The sequence below is a fragment of the Bradyrhizobium sp. STM 3566 genome, assembly GCF_045571445.1.
Taxonomy (GTDB): Bacteria; Pseudomonadota; Alphaproteobacteria; order Rhizobiales; family Xanthobacteraceae; genus Bradyrhizobium; species Bradyrhizobium vignae.
Map to the genome: position 1 here is coordinate 1,374,041 of NZ_CP120692.1, position 15,899 is coordinate 1,389,939.

The window sequence follows — 15,899 nt, forward strand, 5'->3', positions numbered from 1 at the left end:
GGGAAACGATGTGCTGTTCGGCGAAAGCGGCAATGACGTCCTGATCGGCGGCGACGGCAATGACGACCTGCATGGCGGCCGCGGCCGGGATCTGCTCCTTGGCGGCGCAGGCCGAGACCAACTGGACGGAGATCAGGGCAACGACAAGTTCCTGCTTCGGAAGGGCATGGGTGTGGACACGATCCAGCATCTCGATTCCGGCGATCGCATCGACGTCCGCGACTTCAACATTCCGTCCTTTCAGGCGCTGATCAATTCCGCGCGCCAGATCGGCCATAAAGTTCAGATCGATCTCGGCAATGGCGACGCGCTCATCATCGAGCATGCCCGCATTTCTGATCTTCACGCCGAGCAGTTCATTGTTTCCGATCAGGTGAAGGGCGCGTCGAGCTCACAGACACCCTACCTGCTCAGCAGCGATTCCCACGTTTATACCGAGTCGTTGCTGACGACCGGCGACAGTGTCAACGGCTACAAGATGGCCGGCATTCCGGACGGCCTCGGCGCGTTCGACAATGGCGATGGCACCTTCACCGTGCTGATGAACCATGAACTTCCCTCGGCGGCGGGCATTGCCCGCGCTCATGGCGGCACCGGCGCGTTCGTGTCGGAATGGGTCATTGACAAGACGACGCTGCAGGTCCTGTCGGGCAAGGACCTCATCCATGACGTCTGGATGTACGAGGGCGGCAACTATGTCGACCACAGCACCGGCAACAGCCCCGTATCGTTCAACCGGTTCTGTTCCGCCGATCTTGCCGATTCGGGCGCGTTCTACAACGCGCAGACGGGGCTTGGCTTCGACGGCAGGCTGTATCTCAATGGTGAAGAGGGTGGCGTCGAGGGCCGAGCCTTTGCGCACATTGTCGGCGGCCCTCAGGACGGGAACAGCTACGAGCTGGCCTGGCTCGGCAACATGGCCTACGAGAACGTGGTCGCCAATGCGCACACGGGAGACAAGACCGTCGTCGGCATGATGGATGACGGCCAGAACGGCCAAGTCTACTTCTATTCCGGCACCAAACAGTCGACCGGAAATGCCATCGAGAAGGCCGGGCTGACTGGCGGCCATCTGCTCGGGGTTCACGTGACCGACTTCGAGGGTTACGCGAACAATGCGCCGAGCAGCACCAGCCCGCTGGGTGCCGACGAGAAGTCCGCCTTCACCATGATTGACCTCGGCGACGTCAGCGGCAAAACCGGCGCGCAAATCGACGCGGACAGCGAAACTGCGGGTGTGACGAGCTTCCTGCGGCCGGAGGACGGCGCATGGGACACCCTCAATCCCAACCGCTTCTACTTCGTGACGACGAATGCGTTCAACGCGCCGAGCCAGCTGTGGGCGCTGGACTTCACCGACGCGTCGCACCCCGAGCTCGGCGGCACCATCAAGCTGCTGCTCAACGGCAGCGAAGGCCAGAAGATGCTTGACAACGTCGCCGTCGATTCCCACGGCAAAGTCATTCTTTGCGAGGACGTCGGCAACAACGCCCATCTCGGCAAGGTGTGGCAATACGATCCTGCGACCGACGCGCTCACACAGCTTGCTCAGCACGACGCAAGCCGCTTCGTTACGGGAGGTGCAAACTTCCTGACCCAGGACGAAGAGGCATCAGGCGTCATCGACGTCACGCAGCCGGGGAAAACGTCTACCTGATCGACACCCAGTCTCACCTCAATGTGGGAGGGGAGCTCGTCGAAGGCGGCCAGCTGCAACTGATCCACCAATATCTCGTCTGACGCCAAGTTGCCCGACGAGGCTATTGCTCTGTGGAGGTGCCGGACTCCAAGTCCGGCACCTCTGTCGCTGTCAAACGTCTGTCATGAGTCATCGACAGTTAGAAGCCGTTTCATCGCTTTCTGCGGTGAAGGGGCGATCAGTTCGAGACAATCACCACATCGTAAGCTGCGGAGTCATTGCGTGTGATGTTGGCTACGCAAGCAGGCGTTTCCACGGATGCAGGATCGGAGCTGCGCGCCGCTCTTCGATCGTGCCGCGCGGCCCTGGTGGGCATCGCAGCCTTCAGCGGGTTGATCAATATCCTCAGCCTGACCGGCTCCCTCTACATGCTTGAGGTCTATGATCGCGTGCTGCCTGGCCGCAGCGTATCTACGCTGGCCGGCCTGACGATCATCGCGGCCTTGCTGTTCGTCTTTCAGGGCACATTGGAAGTGGTTCGCGGTCGAATGCTGGTTCGCATCGGGAACCAGATCGACTGGCGGATCAGTGACCGCATCTACGATCTGATGGTTCGCCTTCCGCTTCGCACACGCGGTGGCGGAGACGGACTGCAGCCGGTTCGCGACGTCGACACGGTGCGATCGGTGATGTCGGGCTCTGGTCTTCCTGCCCTGTTCGATCTGCCCTGGTTGCCATTCTACCTCGTCATCTGCTTTGCTTTCCATCCGCTGATTGGCGCGACAGCCCTCGGCGGCGCGCTCATGCTGGTGATGTTGACGCTGGTCACCGATCGGCTGTCGCGGCAATCCGTCCGGAAGGCGTCGAGCTATGCCGCTGCACGCAACCGCCTTGCGGAAGCCAGTCGTCGCAATGCGGAAGTCCTGATTGCCATGTCGATGTCCTCCAGGTTTCTGGAGCGATGGCGCAAGCTGGGCGATGCTCATCGCAGGCAGCAAAGGATCGCCAACGACATCTCGGGAGGCTTCGGGGTGACGGGACGGATGCTGCGCATGATGCTGCAATCGGCCGTGCTGGGGGTTGGGGCCTACCTCGTCATTCGACAGGAGGCATCCGGGGGGATCATCATTGCCAGTTCCATCCTGACGGGTCGCGCACTTGCTCCCGTGGATGTCACGATCGGCAACTGGAAGAATTTCATCGCCGCGGCCCAAAGCTGGCAGCGCCTCACCGGGCTCATGTCGGCGTTGCCGGTGTCCGCCGATAAACTGCCTCTGCGGCCTCCGACGCGATTCCTCGTCGTGGACAAGTTGTCCGTCGCCGCCCCTGGATCGGAAAAGATCCTGGTTGCTGATATCAGCTTTCACCTGAAGGCAGGCAGCGGGCTTGGCATTGTCGGCGCCAGTGGCTCGGGAAAATCCTCGCTGGTGCGCGCCCTTGTCGGCGCATGGCGGCCGTCACGCGGTGTTATCCGGCTCGACGGTGCATCGCTCGAGCAATGGTCGCCTGACGCACTTGGAAATCACATCGGATACCTGCCTCAGGACGTCGAATTGTTCGAGGGGACCATCGCCGAGAACATTGCACGGTTTGCACCTGATGCTTCGATGGAGCAGATCCTTGCCGCTGCCGAAGCCGCCGGCGTCCACCAGCTCGTCGTCAGCCTGCCCGATGGGTACAACACCCAGATTGGCGAGCAGGGCGCGCTATTGTCGGCGGGGCAAAGACAGCGCGTGGCGCTCGCGCGTGCGCTGTATGGAAATCCTTTCCTGGTCGTGCTCGACGAGCCCAATTCCAATCTGGACATCGAGGGCGAGGAGGCGCTGACTCGCGCAATTCTCGGCGTTCGGGCTCGAGGCGGCGTTGTCGTCATCGTCGCACATCGCTCCAGCGCGCTGGTTGCCGTGGACTTCGTGATGACGATGACCCATGGCAGGCAGCAGGCGTTCGGGTCCAAGGAGGAAGTGCAGTCGCTGGTGGCGAGGCGGGAAGCCGGGCCGCCTGGCGCACCGTTCAAGGTTGTTGTTCCTCAACCGGCCGCATCCACATGACCACCGCGACATATGGCGAAGATCGCAGCATGCGCCATCATCTGCTCGCCGGCGTCGTTCTGGCGGCGGGTCTGACCGGCGGGATCGGCGGCTGGGCCGCCACGACCGAACTGTCGGGAGCGGTCACCGCTGCTGGATCGGTGGTCGTCGATTCCAACGTCAAGAAAGTCCAGCATCTCACCGGCGGTATCGTCGGAGAGCTGATGGTTCGCGAAGGCGACCATGTTCGTGCCGGTGAGACATTGGTGCGGCTCGACGAGACCGCCCTGCGTGCCGGCCTCGCCATCTACACCAAGGGATTGGATGAGATGCGCGCCCGCAAGGCTCGTCTTGCCAGCGAGCGAGACGGCGCCGACAATCTGGTCATCCCGCAGGAACTGCTCGACAACGCTTCTGCGGAATTCGTTGCGGCGATCGGCAGCGAACGCAAGCTGTTCGAGTTGCGCGCCACCGCGCGTCGCGGCCAGAAGGCCCAGCTTCGCCAGCGGATCGCGCAGCTCGAGGATGAAATCCGCGGCTATGCGGCTTTGCAGCAAGCCAAGGCGGAGGAGATCGAATTGATCCAGCGCGAGCTGATCGGAGTGCGCGGCCTCTGGGAGAAGAATCTGGTCCAGATAAACCGTCTTACCCTCTTGGAACGCGAAGCCGCGCGTCTCAAGGGCGAACTGGCGCAGTCGATCGCCTCCACGGCCCAAGTTCAGGGCAAGGTGACCGAAATCGAGCTGCAGATCCTGCAGATCGACCAAGACCTCAGCAGCGAGGTTGCGAAGGAGTTGCGCGAGATTGACGGCAAGATTGGCGAATTCATCGAGCGCAAGGTGACGGCCGAAGATCAGCTGAGACGGGTTGACATACGCGCTCCGCAAGATGGCGTGGTTCATCAACTCAATGTCCATACGGTCGGCGGCGTGGTCAGCCCGGCCGATCCCGTCATGCTGATCGTGCCGGAAGCCGACCTGTTGATGGTGGAAGCCAAGGTTTCTCCGGCCGACATCGACCAGCTGTATGTCGGCCAATCGGCAAGCCTGCGATTCTCTGCATTCAACCAGAGGACGACGCCGGAGATCGAGGGCAAGGTCAGCCGTATCTCCGCCGACGTGACGTCGGATCAACGCACGGGTCAGAATTATTACACGGTACGTGTCTCGATAATGCCCGAGGAGCTGGCACGGCTCGGCACTGTCAAGCTTGTGCCCGGCATGCCGGCGGAAGTCTTTGCCAAGACCTACGACCGCAGCGTCTTGTCGTACTTCACCAAGCCACTCCTGGACCAGGTTGCCCGGGCGTTCCGCGAGCGTTGAATGCAGGCCGATGCAACCAACCGCCAAGGTCTGCAATGGCGAGTGACCCGTTCAGGTACGAACCGACCGGGTCGCCCAGTGAGCCCTCCCTGATCCTGCCATCCTGCCCCTGTTTTGCCCGACAAGTCAAATCCGATTTCGGAAAAGGCGCAACCCATTGATCCGACTGACGTCGGCTACTGTGCATGGGGTTGTTTTTCGATTTTTTATGGAACGCTCTCGGCAAGCCCTGACGGCGACGCCAGCTGTCCGGATTGCCCGCAACTGGATGGTTCAGGAGGATGGATGGTGGGCGCACAAGGGATCGAACCTTGGACCTCTCCCGTGTGAAGGGAACGCTCTCCCGCTGAGCTATGCGCCCGGGACCATCATGCAGGCGGCCGGACCTTTCGGCCGGCCGGCACATCGGAGCCCGCGATTTAGAAGTGCCGGCCGAAGGTGTCAAGTTTCCAGGCGGCGCGGCGGCGGAAAACCTTCGGCAGGTCGGCAATTCGCGAGGGAAGCCGGATTTTGGGCCGGTTACGCGCCCTGCTGGCGCGCGCGGGAGGCGTGGGCCTGGAGGGCGCGGATGCGTTCGGCGAGCGTTCCGCCGCCTTCGGGCAGGGTGGCAGCGCCCGCGCCATTGGTCGCGGCATCGTTGGCCGGGCGTGGCGCCGGCTTGGGCGGCTGGCCGGCTTCGGCCGCCAGCAGCGCCTCGATCGGCGAGTTCGGGCCTTCGAGCTGCATCGCGAGTTTTGCCACTTCCGCGGCGATGTCGTTGATGCGTTCGCGCAGCAGCGCGTTCTCCATGCGCTCGGTCGCCCAGGAGCTTTCCGCCTGCTGCTGGATCGCGTTGATGTCGCGATGGAGCTTTGCGCGCTCGTCGCGGGCGGAGCGGAGCTGCTCCTCCAACGCGGCCTTCTCCGCGCGGATCGCTGCAAACGCGGCCGACGACTTGCCGCCGCTCAAGGCGGCGATCTCGACGCGCAGCTCCTTGATGGTGCGCTCGGCGGCCTCGTTGGCCTGGCGCAGCTGGTTGTTCTCATAGTCGCGCTCGGCGAGCAGCTTGCCTTGCGTCGCAAGTCGCCCTTCGAGGTCGGCGACGCGGCCCGACAGCATCTCGGCCTCCTTCACCTGCACGATGAGCTGGCGATCGAGCTCGGTGATGCGCTGGCTCAAATTCTCGACGCGGCCGCGGGCCTCGCCGAGTTCGCGCGAGGCGGTCTCGGAGTCGGTCCGCTCCTGCGCGAGGCGAGCTTGCGTGGCGGCAAATTCCTTCTCGGCATCGCCGACGCGGTTCTTCAATTCCTCGATTTGCGCGCGCACGGCAATGAGCTCGACCTGGCGGCTCTCCGCCATCATCGAGCGGTCGGACAGCTCGGCATTGATCCTGGCGAGCTCGGCCTGCTTGTCGGCCAGCGCAATCTCGGCGGCGTGCAACGCCTCGGTCTTGGCGTTGAATTCCTCCTCGGTGGCGCGCAGCTGCTCCTTCATCGCCTTCTCGCGCGCTTCGAGCGCGAAGATCGTGGCGTTCTTCTCGCCAAGCTCGATCTTCATGCGGTTGATGGCGTCGCTCTTCTTGCCGAGCTCGGCGAGCTGGCTCGTGGTCTTGTTCTTGAGCTGCTCGACGCTCATCTCGAGCCGCCGCGCCGACATGGCGAATTCGGCACGGAGCTGGTCCTTGTCGGCCTGGATCTCGGCCATCGACAGCGGAGTCGCGGCCTCCAGCCGGCGCGTGGTCAGGCGCACCGCGCGGTTATGCACCAGCGGCACGATCGCGAGCCAGCACAGCATCGAGAGCAGGAAACCGATCGCCAGGTACATGATCGGTTCGACCATGGGCCAGAACTCCCAAGCTTAAGGAAAAATTCACCAACGACAATGCCATGGCGGGCCGGCAAAAAGCCAGCCCCGCTCTGTCGTTAACCTTGATCCGTAGGCGGATAGGAGGCGAGGACCTAGAACGGGTTCCAGGTCGCCCGCGGGGTGTATTTGAGATAGCCGATATTGGCACCCAGCCGCAGACCGAGGCCGGAGCGGATCGGCACCAGCACGATGTTGTTGGCGGTGAGCGCCGTCATGCCGAATCCGCCGATGATGTAGGCCGAGCCGTCGATGCCGGCGAAGCGCTGGTAGATCGCATTGGTGGCGGGCAGGTTGTAGACCAGCGTCATGGTGCGGGCGCCGTCGCCGCCCCAGTCGAAACCGAGCGAGGGACCCTGCCAGTAGACGCGCAAGTCGCCGGCGTTCTTGGTGTAGAGCGTGCCTTCGCCGTAGCGCAGGCCGGCGACGAAGGCGCCGGAGCCTTCCTCACCCAGGATGTAGCCGTTCGGCAGGCCCCATTGGCTGACCGCCTTCTCGATGATCGAGGCGAGCCCGCGCGAGACGTTGCCGAAGAAGCGGTGGCCGGCCGTGACGAGCTCGTCCGGCCCATAGGTGTTGGGGGACGGGGCTCGCTGCGGCGGCGGCAGGTTGGGCGGCGGCGCCTGCTGGGCGAAGGCCGGCACGATCCAGCCGATCATCGCGGCAAGCGCGAGCGCAGCAAGGCGTGATGCGAAAGTCATAAAAGAACCCCTGGTACCGAATCCGATCGCTTCCTTAACCTGACGCCAACAGGCACGGCTCTAGGTTGCGCCGAATGTCCCCTCGACTCGGATGTTATCCGCAGCAACTATGACGGCACAACGGCAGGAAGATAGCCCTTTGCGCCCCGGAATTGCCTTGATCGGCCTCGTCGGCCTGTTGGCGGGCATCTGGATCATCTGCCCGGGGCTGCCGGCAGCGGCCACCACCACCGAACGGATCGTCGTCAACCGCTTCGCCGGCGTCGCCATCGAGGGCTTCGACCCCGTCGCTTATTTCGTTGTTGGCAAGGCCGTGCAGGGGACGGCAGAGTTCGAGGCGAATCTCCGGGGTGCGGTCTGGCGCTTCCGGAACGAGGGCAACCGAGCCTCCTTTCTGGCCCATCCCGAGATCTATGGTCCGCAATTCGGCGGCTACGATCCGGCCGATATCGCCCGCGGCGTCACCATCGCCGGCAATCCGCATTTCTTCGCGATCGTGGCGCAGCGGCTCTATTTGTTCAGCCGGGAAGCGAATCGCGACGCTTTCGTCGCCGATCCCGAGCGCTTCCTCTATGAGGTAGGCAAGCGCTGGCCGACTCTTCAGGAACAGCTCGGTCAGTAGCAGCCTATCCCCTGCGGGTCGCCCCAGGCGATGAATTCCGGGATGATGAAGCCCGTATCGCTGCGCTGGCCGAATCGGAGCTCGCCGCCCTTGCCGTCGGTCACCTTGCCGCCGGCCGCGGTCACGACCGCGCAGCCGGCCCCGACGTCCCATTCCGAGGTCGGCCCGAAACGGGGATAGATGTCGGCGTTGCCTTCCGCGATCCGGCCGAATTTCACGGCCGAGCCGCAGGTCTTCCTGACGGCATTGGGCCTGTTGTCGATGAACGCCTCGCTTTTGGGATCGCCATGGGAGCGGCTCACCGCCGCGATCCAGGGCTCGCCCGGTGCCGGCAGCTTTCGGGTGTGGATCGGCTCGGCCGCCCCGATGGTTGCCCCGTCGAACTTCACCCGCTCGGCGCCGCGCCCGACGATGCCGCGCCAGAGCAGCCCGAGCGCGGGTGCGCTGACGATGCCGAGCAAGGGAACGCCGTCCGTCACCAGGGCGAGGTTGACGGTGAATTCGTCGCGGCCGGCGACGAACTCCTTGGTGCCGTCGAGCGGATCGATCAGGAAGAAGCTGCCCTGAAACGGCGGGGCGGCGAGCTGGGTCCGCTCTTCCGACAGCGTCGGAACGTCGCCCGCGAGCTGCGCCAGGCCGTCGGCGATGATGCGGTCTGCGGCGAGGTCGGCCTCAGTCACCGGTGAGCCGTCCTGCTTGCCCTCGATCCGCATGGCGGAGCGGTTGACGGCAAGGATCGCTTCGCCCGCCTTCACCACCAGTGCGGTGAGCGCCTCCATCAATCCGGATGCGGCCTCGGCATCGATGATCCTCACCTGCATGCCTCATTCATCGGCAAGTCTGCCCTCTCAATTGATTCGCCCGCAGCTCTTATGGCCGCTTCGAGCCTATCGCAAGCTAGCTGCCACCGGCTGGCGAATGTTAGAACCCGCAGCATCCGTCAAGCATGCGTGATTCGCGGCGTCCAGCGCCGTGCAATTCCAGGAACCCTCCAGGACCCCATTATATGTCTGACGCCTCGTCGCCCGCGACCGCTACTGCTCCCGATATGCTCGAACTCGCCGCGCTCCTGTGCTCGCGGGTCTGCCACGATCTCATCAGCCCCGTCGGTGCCATCGTCAACGGGCTCGAAGTGCTCGACGATGATCCCAAGCCGGAAGATCGTGAGTTCGCGCTCGACCTGATCCGCAAGAGCGCCAAGACTGCCTCCGCCCGACTCCAGTTCTGCCGCCTCGCCTTCGGCGCCGCCGGCTCCTCCGGCGCCCAGATCGATCTCGGCGATGCCCAGACCATGGCGCGCGGCCACATCGAGGACGGCAAATGCTCGATCACCTGGAATCTGCCGCGGCTGCTGCTGCCGAAGAATCGCGTCAAGCTGCTGCTCAACATGCTGGTCGTCGCCCAGCATACGATCCCGCGCGGCGGCATGCTGACGGTTGATCCGATCGGCGAGGGCGAGACGATGAGCTTCCGCATCACTGCGACGGGGCACAATGCGCGCCTGCCGCAAAACATCTCCGAGCTCCTGAGCGGCGAGCGCGGGCCTGCCGCAGATGCGCATGCAATCCAGCCTTACTACACGCGGCTGCTCGCGCAGTCCTGCGGGCTAACCGTGACGCTCGCGCCCGAAGGCGAAGCCATCATCGTTAGCGCTTCGTAAAACAGACGCGTCGCGTTCGGCTTCTTAATCGAATCTTTATGAGGCGCTTCGGTTTGTCCGGAGCGCCCTATCTCTTTGTTGGTTCCGTTCTTTTGCACATACTCAACCAATATTAAACGCTTTGCGGTGAAGCTGGCCCCATTCCGAAATGGCGCATCACGCCTCGTGCGCGCCTGTATGAAGGCCTGTTTTCATGGATGATCTGTTGCGGGAGTTTCTGACGGAGACCAGCGAGAGCCTGGACACCGTGGACAACCAGCTGGTGAAGTTCGAGCAGGAGCCGAACAACGCCAAGATCCTGGATAACATCTTCCGCCTGGTCCACACCATCAAGGGCACCTGCGGCTTCCTCGGCCTGCCGCGGCTGGAAGCGCTGGCGCATGCCGGCGAGACCCTGATGGGCAAATTCCGTGACGGCATGCCGGTGACCGGGCAGGCGGTGACGGTGATCCTGTCCTCGATCGACCGCATCAAGGAGATTTTGGCAGGTCTCGAGGCGACCGAAGCCGAGCCTGAGGGCAACGACCGCGACCTCATCGACAAGCTGGAAGCGATGGTCGAGCAGGGCATGGCGGCGATGTCGGCGTCGGCCTCGCCGATCGCGTCCGGCTCGGCGCAGCCGATGCCGAGCGGCACCATTCCGGTTGCTGACGCTCCGCCGCTGGCGCCGGATGCCCCGGCTGCTGCGCCGGCCAAGCAGATGACCACGGGCTCGCTGGTCGAGCAGACCCTGGAGCGCCCGTTGCGTCCGGGCGAAGTCTCGCTCGACGAGCTCGAGCGCGCCTTCCGCGAGACCGCGATCGAAGCGCCGGTGCCTGTTGTCAAAGCTGTGGCCGCGCCTGCGCCGGCCGCCGAAGCACCGGTCGCGAAGGAGGCGGCAAAACCCGCCAAGCCGGCGCCGAAGAAGTCGATGGCCGACGAGACGGCGAGCGAGGGCGACCGCGTCGCCAACCAGTCGATCCGCGTCAACGTGGATACGCTGGAGCATCTGATGACCATGGTCTCCGAGCTGGTCTTGACCCGCAACCAGCTGCTGGAGATCTCGCGGCGCAACGAGGACACCGAGTTCAAGGTGCCCTTGCAGCGCCTCTCCAACGTCACCGCCGAGCTGCAGGAGGGCGTCATGAAGACGCGCATGCAGCCGATCGGCAATGCCTGGCAGAAGCTGCCGCGCATCGTCCGCGACCTCTCGAGCGAACTCGGCAAGCAGATCGAATTGGAGATGCACGGCGCCGACACCGAGCTCGACCGCCAGGTGCTCGACCTGATCAAGGACCCGCTCACCCACATGGTGCGCAACTCCGCCGATCATGGCCTGGAGACCCCCGCCGAGCGCCTCGCCAGCGGCAAGGGCGAGCAGGGCACCATTCGCCTCTCCGCCTATCACGAGGGCGGCCACATCATCATCTGCATCGCCGACAACGGCCGCGGCCTCAACACCGAGAAGATCAAGGCCAAGGCGCTCTCGTCAGGTCTCGTCACCGAGGCCGAGCTGGAGAAGATGAGCGAAGCCCAGATCCACAAGTTCATCTTCGCGCCGGGCTTCTCCACCGCCGCCGCCATCACCTCGGTCTCGGGCCGCGGCGTCGGCATGGACGTGGTGCGCACCAACATCGACCAGATCGGCGGCACCATCGACATCAAGAGCGTGGCCGGCGAGGGCAGCTCGGTCACCATCAAGATCCCGCTGACGCTCGCCATCGTCTCGGCCCTGATCGTGGAAGCCGCCGGCGACCGCTTTGCCATTCCGCAGCTCTCGGTGGTCGAGCTGGTCCGCGCCCGCGCCAACAGCGAGCACCGCATCGAGCGCATCAAGGACACCGCGGTGCTGCGGCTGCGCAACAAGCTGCTGCCGCTGATCCACCTGAAGAAGCTCCTGAAGATCGACGACGGCGCCGCCAGCGATCCCGAGAACGGCTTCATCGTGGTGACGCAGGTCGGCAGCCAGACCTTCGGCATCGTCGTCGACGGCGTGTTCCACACCGAAGAGATCGTGGTCAAGCCGATGTCGACCAAGCTGCGTCACATCGACATGTTCTCCGGCAACACCATCTTGGGCGATGGCGCGGTGATCATGATCATCGACCCCAACGGCATTGCCAAGGCGCTCGGCGCCGCCGGCTCCTCGGCCCACGACATGGCGGATGACGCGGCCGGCCATCACATCGGCTCGGGCGAGCAGACCACCTCGCTGCTGGTGTTCCGCGCCGGCTCGTCGCAGCCCAAGGCGGTCCCGCTCGGCCTCGTCACGCGCCTGGAAGAGCTGCCGGCCGACAAGATCGAGTTCAGTAACGGCCGCTACATGGTGCAGTACCGCGAGCAGCTGATGCCGCTGGTCGCCATGGAAGGCGTCACCATTGCCGGCCAGGGCGCCCAGCCGATCCTGGTGTTCGCCGATGACGGCCGCTCCATGGGCCTCGTCGTCGACGAGATCATCGACATCGTCGAGGAACGGCTCAACATCGAGGTCGGCGGTTCGGGTTCGGGCATTCTCGGCTCGGCGGTGATCAAGGGCCAGGCCACCGAGGTGATCGACGTCGGCCACTTCCTGCCGATGGCGTTCGCCGACTGGTTCACCCGCAAGGAGATGCGGCCGTCGATGCACTCGCAGTCGGTGCTGCTGGTCGACGACTCTGCGTTCTTCCGCAACATGCTGGCGCCGGTGCTGAAGGCCGCCGGCTACCGCGTCCGCACCGCGGGAGGCGCGCAGGAGGGCCTCGCCGCGCTGCGCGCGCAAAACTTCGACGTGATCCTGACCGACATCGAGATGCCGGACATGAACGGGTTCGAGTTCGCCGAAGTGATCCGCGCCGACAACAATCTCGCCGCGACGCCGATCATCGGCCTCTCGGCGCTGGTGTCGCCGGCGGCGATCGAGCGCGGCCGCCAGGCCGGCTTCCACGATTATGTCGCCAAGTTCGACCGTCCCGGTCTGATCGCGGCGCTGAAGGAGCAGACCGCGGGCGCCGCCGGCGCCTCCGAGCTGAGCCGGGCGGCGGCGTAACCAACGGGATCAGGAGACGCGCTTATGAGCAGCAAGACCCACGCCAGCGAAGGCACCATGGTCGAATACGTCACCGCGATGATCGGCGGCCAGCTGTTCGGGCTGCCGATCTCCCGCGTCCAGGACGTGTTCATGCCCGAGCGCGTCACCCGCGTGCCCTTGTCCTCGCGCGAGATCGCCGGCGTCTTGAACCTGCGCGGCCGCATCGTCACCGTGGTCGACATGCGCGCCCGTCTCGGCCTGCCCAGACCTGAGGACGGCAAGACGGCGATGGCGGTCGGCGTCGACCTGCGCGGCGAATCCTACGGCCTCCTGATCGACCAGATCGGCGAGGTGCTGCGCCTGCCCGAGGACGGCAAGGAGGAGAACCCCGTCAACCTCGACCCCCGCATGGCCAAGCTCGCCGGCGGTGTCCACCGCCTCGACGGCCAGCTCATGGTCGTCCTCGACGTCGATCGCGTCCTCGAGCTTGCGCCCGAAATGATGGCGGCCTGATACGGCGGCGCTGCCGCCGGCGGGCCTGCAATTGGAAGTGTCCCCGCAGAGGGGAGGAAGCAGAGGTTCACATGCGAACTTGTCTCGTCGTTGATGATTCCAGCGTCATTCGCAAGGTTGCGCGCCGGATCCTGGAAGGCCTCGACTTCCAGATCCTCGAAGCCGAGGACGGTGAGAAGGCGCTGGAGGCCTGCAAGCGCGGCCTGCCCGATGCGGTGCTGCTCGACTGGAACATGCCGGTCATGGATGGCTACGAGTTCCTCGGCCATCTCCGCCGCATGCCCGGCGGGGACCAGCCCAAGGTCGTGTTCTGCACCACCGAGAACGACGTCGCGCATATTGCGCGCGCGCTGCACGCCGGCGCCAACGAATACATCATGAAGCCGTTCGACAAGGACATCGTGACGGCGAAGTTCCAGGAAGTCGGCCTGATCTGAGCGATTGTCCGGAGGCTGAACGGATCCTCCGGCGCTTGTTTTCAACTGAACCGTTTCAGTCTGAGTTGGTGAGTAATGAGTATTGCGTTCGCAGGTAATTCGACTACAGGCACGTCGCGCGAAGCCGGACCGCTGCGGGTGATGATCGTCGACGACTCCGTCGTCATCCGCGGTCTGATCTCGCGTTGGATCGGCGCCGAGCACGACATGGAGGTTGCGGCCTCGCTGCGCACAGGGCTCGAGGCGGTCAACCAGCTGGAACGCATCAACCCCGACGTCGCCGTGCTCGACATCGAGATGCCCGAGCTCGATGGCCTCTCGGCGCTGCCGCGGCTGCTGGCAAAGCAGCGCGATCTCGTCATCATCATGGCCTCGACGCTGACCCGCCGCAACGCGGAGATCAGCTTCAAGGCGCTGTCGCTCGGCGCGGCCGATTACATCCCCAAACCGGAGTCGACGCGCGAGGCGGCAGCCGCGGACATTTTTCATCACGACCTGATCCAGAAGATCCGCCATCTCGGTGCGCGGCTGCGTCGCAGGCCCGCGGTTGCGAGCCCGCCGCTGGCGCCCGCGAGCCCGTCTCCGGCCGCGCGCGGTCCGGTTGCGCGGCCTGTCGCGCCTGCGCCCGCTCCGGCCGTGCACGCGCCCTCGTCAGGATCGCCGTCGACGCGTCCGTTCTCGGCCCAGGCGCCCAAGGTGCTGCTGATCGGCTCCTCGACTGGCGGTCCCCAGGCGCTGATGTCGCTTGTCACCGAGCTTGGCCCCGTGATCGACCGCTTCCCGGTGCTGATCACCCAGCACATGCCACCGACCTTCACCACCATCCTTGCCGAGCATCTGGCGCGTTCGAGCCGCCGGCCGGCAGCCGAGGCGGTCGACCGCGAGCCGGTGAAGCCGGGACGGATCTATCTTGCGCCCGGCGGCAAGCACATGCGTGTGGCGCGCAGCGGCGCGGATGTCGTGATCGGGCTCGACGACGGCCCCGCCGTCAATTTCTGCAAGCCCGCGGTCGATCCGCTCTTCACCTCCGCCATCGACGTCTGGCACGGCAGCATCCTCTCCGTGATCCTGACGGGCATGGGCTCGGACGGCATGCGTGGCGGCAAGGACATCGTCGCGGCCGGCGGCAGCGTGATCGCGCAGGACGAAGCCTCCAGCGTGGTCTGGGGCATGCCGGGCGCAGCGGCCAATGCCGGCATCTGCGCGGCGATCCTGCCGCTCAACCAGATCGGCGCCAAGGTCAACCGCCTGTTCGCGGGAGACCGCTCGTGACGCCCTTGGATTACGATTATCTGCGCAAGTTCCTGAAGGAACGCTCCGGTCTCGATCTCTCCGCCGACAAGCAATATCTGGTCGAGAGCCGACTGCTGCCGCTCGCCCGCAAGGCAAGCCTATCAGGCATTCCCGATCTCGTCCTGAAGATCAGGAACGGCGACGGCCGGCTTGCGACCGATGTGGTCGAAGCGATGACCACCAACGAGACGTTCTTCTACCGCGACAAGATTCCGTTCGATAACCTGCGCGACACCATCCTGCCGGGCCTCATCCAGGCGCGCGCGGCGCGCAAGTCGCTTCGCATCTGGTCGGCGGCCTCCTCGACCGGGCAGGAGCCCTATTCGATCGCGATGTGCGTGAAGGAGATGGGAGCTGCTCTCGCCGGCTGGCGTATCGAGATCGTCGCCACCGACCTGTCGCAGGAGGTGCTGGAGAAATCCAAGGCCGGCGTCTACAGCCAGTTCGAGGTGCAGCGCGGCCTGCCGATCCAGCTTCTGGTGAAATACTTCACGCAAACCGGCGAGCTCTGGCAGCTCAACCCCGACATTCGCGCCATGGTGCAGTTTCGTCAGCTCAACCTGCTGCAGGACTTCTCCCATCTCGGCACGTTCGACGTGATCTTCTGCCGCAACGTGCTGATCTATTTCGATCAGGATACAAAGGCCGTGATCTTCGAGCGCCTGGCGAAAGCGATGGAAGCCGACGGCACGCTGCTGCTTGGGGCCGCCGAATCCGTCGTCGGCATCACGGATGCGTTCCGCCCGATCTCCGACCGTCGCGGTCTCTACCAGCTTAACCCCGCGCGCTCCGGCCGGGCGATGGGCGTATTGATGCCGCAGCCGCTGAAGGTCGCTGCGGCGCGGTGAACAGCT

Annotated in this window: 13 protein-coding genes and 1 tRNA gene; 10 read left to right on the forward strand and 4 right to left on the reverse strand. The window is 64.7% G+C overall.

The genetic code is table 11. From position 1 onward, the window contains the following. The first annotated feature begins 10 nt into the window (after nt 1–10). The 3 genes from P6U27_RS06585 (at nt 11) to P6U27_RS06595 (ending at nt 4,991) form a co-directional block, all read left to right on the forward strand. Nucleotides 11–1,657, forward strand: coding sequence for a hypothetical protein (locus P6U27_RS06585; protein ID WP_407194418.1), 1,647 nt, complete (start codon nt 11–13; stop codon nt 1,655–1,657). A 269-nt stretch (nt 1,658–1,926) separates the two neighbouring features. Continuing rightward, a complete protein-coding gene (locus tag P6U27_RS06590) occupies nt 1,927–3,690 on the forward strand; it encodes a type I secretion system permease/ATPase (protein ID WP_122401171.1) in 1,764 nt (587 codons plus the stop codon). After that, the gene (locus tag P6U27_RS06595) at nt 3,687–4,991 is read left to right on the forward strand and encodes an HlyD family type I secretion periplasmic adaptor subunit (protein WP_122401172.1); all 1,305 of its coding nucleotides are present in this window, start codon (nt 3,687–3,689) and stop codon (nt 4,989–4,991) included. Before P6U27_RS06590 ends, P6U27_RS06595 begins: the two co-directional genes overlap by 4 nt. A 286-nt stretch (nt 4,992–5,277) precedes the next feature. Here P6U27_RS06595 and P6U27_RS06600 read toward each other — a convergent pair. The 3 genes from P6U27_RS06600 to P6U27_RS06610 all read right to left on the reverse strand — a co-directional run bounded on the left by P6U27_RS06600 (nt 5,278) and on the right by P6U27_RS06610 (nt 7,534). Further along, nucleotides 5,278–5,352: transfer RNA gene (locus P6U27_RS06600), tRNA-Val, on the reverse strand. 158 nt (nt 5,353–5,510) lie between these two features. Further along, entirely contained in the window at nt 5,511–6,809 is a 1,299-nt protein-coding gene (locus tag P6U27_RS06605) for a hypothetical protein (protein ID WP_122401173.1), read from the reverse strand. A 119-nt stretch (nt 6,810–6,928) separates the two neighbouring features. Beyond that, complete coding sequence (locus tag P6U27_RS06610) at nt 6,929–7,534, reverse strand: DUF1134 domain-containing protein (RefSeq protein ID WP_122401174.1); 606 nt, start codon at nt 7,532–7,534, stop codon at nt 6,929–6,931. A gap of 139 nt (nt 7,535–7,673) precedes the next feature. On the opposite strand from P6U27_RS06610, the gene P6U27_RS06615 reads away from it, so the two are divergent. Further along, nucleotides 7,674–8,156 carry a YHS domain-containing (seleno)protein gene (locus P6U27_RS06615; protein WP_407193747.1) on the forward strand — a complete coding sequence of 161 codons (483 nt, stop codon included), beginning with the start codon at nt 7,674–7,676 and terminating at the stop codon, nt 8,154–8,156. Here P6U27_RS06615 and P6U27_RS06620 read toward each other — a convergent pair. Continuing rightward, complete coding sequence (locus P6U27_RS06620; RefSeq protein ID WP_122401176.1) at nt 8,150–8,977, reverse strand: 3'(2'),5'-bisphosphate nucleotidase CysQ; 828 nt, start codon at nt 8,975–8,977, stop codon at nt 8,150–8,152. The two genes, P6U27_RS06615 and P6U27_RS06620, sit on opposite strands and share 7 nt — an antisense overlap. A 185-nt stretch (nt 8,978–9,162) precedes the next feature. Here P6U27_RS06620 and chpT point away from each other — a divergent pair, with 185 nt between their 5' ends. From chpT to P6U27_RS06650, 6 genes are all read left to right on the forward strand, one after another. Further along, nucleotides 9,163–9,816 (forward strand): histidine phosphotransferase ChpT, encoded by a 654-nt coding sequence (chpT, locus tag P6U27_RS06625; RefSeq protein WP_162500141.1) that lies wholly within the window; start codon nt 9,163–9,165, stop codon nt 9,814–9,816. A gap of 193 nt (nt 9,817–10,009) precedes the next feature. Next, nucleotides 10,010–12,820, forward strand: coding sequence for a hybrid sensor histidine kinase/response regulator (locus tag P6U27_RS06630; RefSeq protein WP_122400448.1), 2,811 nt, complete (start codon nt 10,010–10,012; stop codon nt 12,818–12,820). Between the two features lie 24 nt (nt 12,821–12,844). Next, entirely contained in the window at nt 12,845–13,315 is a 471-nt protein-coding gene (locus P6U27_RS06635; protein WP_122401178.1) for a chemotaxis protein CheW, read from the forward strand. A gap of 71 nt (nt 13,316–13,386) precedes the next feature. Further along, nucleotides 13,387–13,752: a PleD family two-component system response regulator gene (locus P6U27_RS06640; RefSeq protein ID WP_007600538.1), complete on the forward strand. Its 366-nt coding sequence runs from the start codon at nt 13,387–13,389 to the stop codon at nt 13,750–13,752. A gap of 75 nt (nt 13,753–13,827) precedes the next feature. Beyond that, nucleotides 13,828–15,024 (forward strand): chemotaxis response regulator protein-glutamate methylesterase, encoded by a 1,197-nt coding sequence (locus tag P6U27_RS06645; protein WP_122401179.1) that lies wholly within the window; start codon nt 13,828–13,830, stop codon nt 15,022–15,024. Beyond that, on the forward strand, nt 15,021–15,893 hold the full coding sequence (locus P6U27_RS06650) for a protein-glutamate O-methyltransferase CheR (protein WP_122401180.1): 873 nt from the start codon (nt 15,021–15,023) through the stop codon (nt 15,891–15,893). The genes P6U27_RS06645 and P6U27_RS06650 overlap by 4 nt, the downstream gene beginning before the upstream one ends. Nucleotides 15,894–15,899: the final 6 nt, after the last annotated feature.

Excerpts from the sequence above, each read along its gene's own strand:
- P6U27_RS06645 (WP_122401179.1), top strand. The coding sequence starts at position 13,828 with ATGAGTATTGCGTTCGCAGGTAATTCGACTACAGGCACGTCGCGCGAA.
- P6U27_RS06610 (WP_122401174.1), bottom strand. The coding sequence starts at position 7,534 with ATGACTTTCGCATCACGCCTTGCTGCGCTCGCGCTTGCCGCGATGATC.
- P6U27_RS06635 (WP_122401178.1), top strand. The coding sequence starts at position 12,845 with ATGAGCAGCAAGACCCACGCCAGCGAAGGCACCATGGTCGAATACGTC.
- chpT (WP_162500141.1), top strand. The coding sequence starts at position 9,163 with ATGTCTGACGCCTCGTCGCCCGCGACCGCTACTGCTCCCGATATGCTC.
- P6U27_RS06605 (WP_122401173.1), bottom strand. The coding sequence starts at position 6,809 with ATGGTCGAACCGATCATGTACCTGGCGATCGGTTTCCTGCTCTCGATG.
- P6U27_RS06630 (WP_122400448.1), top strand. The coding sequence starts at position 10,010 with ATGGATGATCTGTTGCGGGAGTTTCTGACGGAGACCAGCGAGAGCCTG.
- P6U27_RS06590 (WP_122401171.1), top strand. The coding sequence starts at position 1,927 with ATGTTGGCTACGCAAGCAGGCGTTTCCACGGATGCAGGATCGGAGCTG.
- P6U27_RS06595 (WP_122401172.1), top strand. The coding sequence starts at position 3,687 with ATGACCACCGCGACATATGGCGAAGATCGCAGCATGCGCCATCATCTG.
- P6U27_RS06640 (WP_007600538.1), top strand. The coding sequence starts at position 13,387 with ATGCGAACTTGTCTCGTCGTTGATGATTCCAGCGTCATTCGCAAGGTT.
- P6U27_RS06620 (WP_122401176.1), bottom strand. The coding sequence starts at position 8,977 with ATGCAGGTGAGGATCATCGATGCCGAGGCCGCATCCGGATTGATGGAG.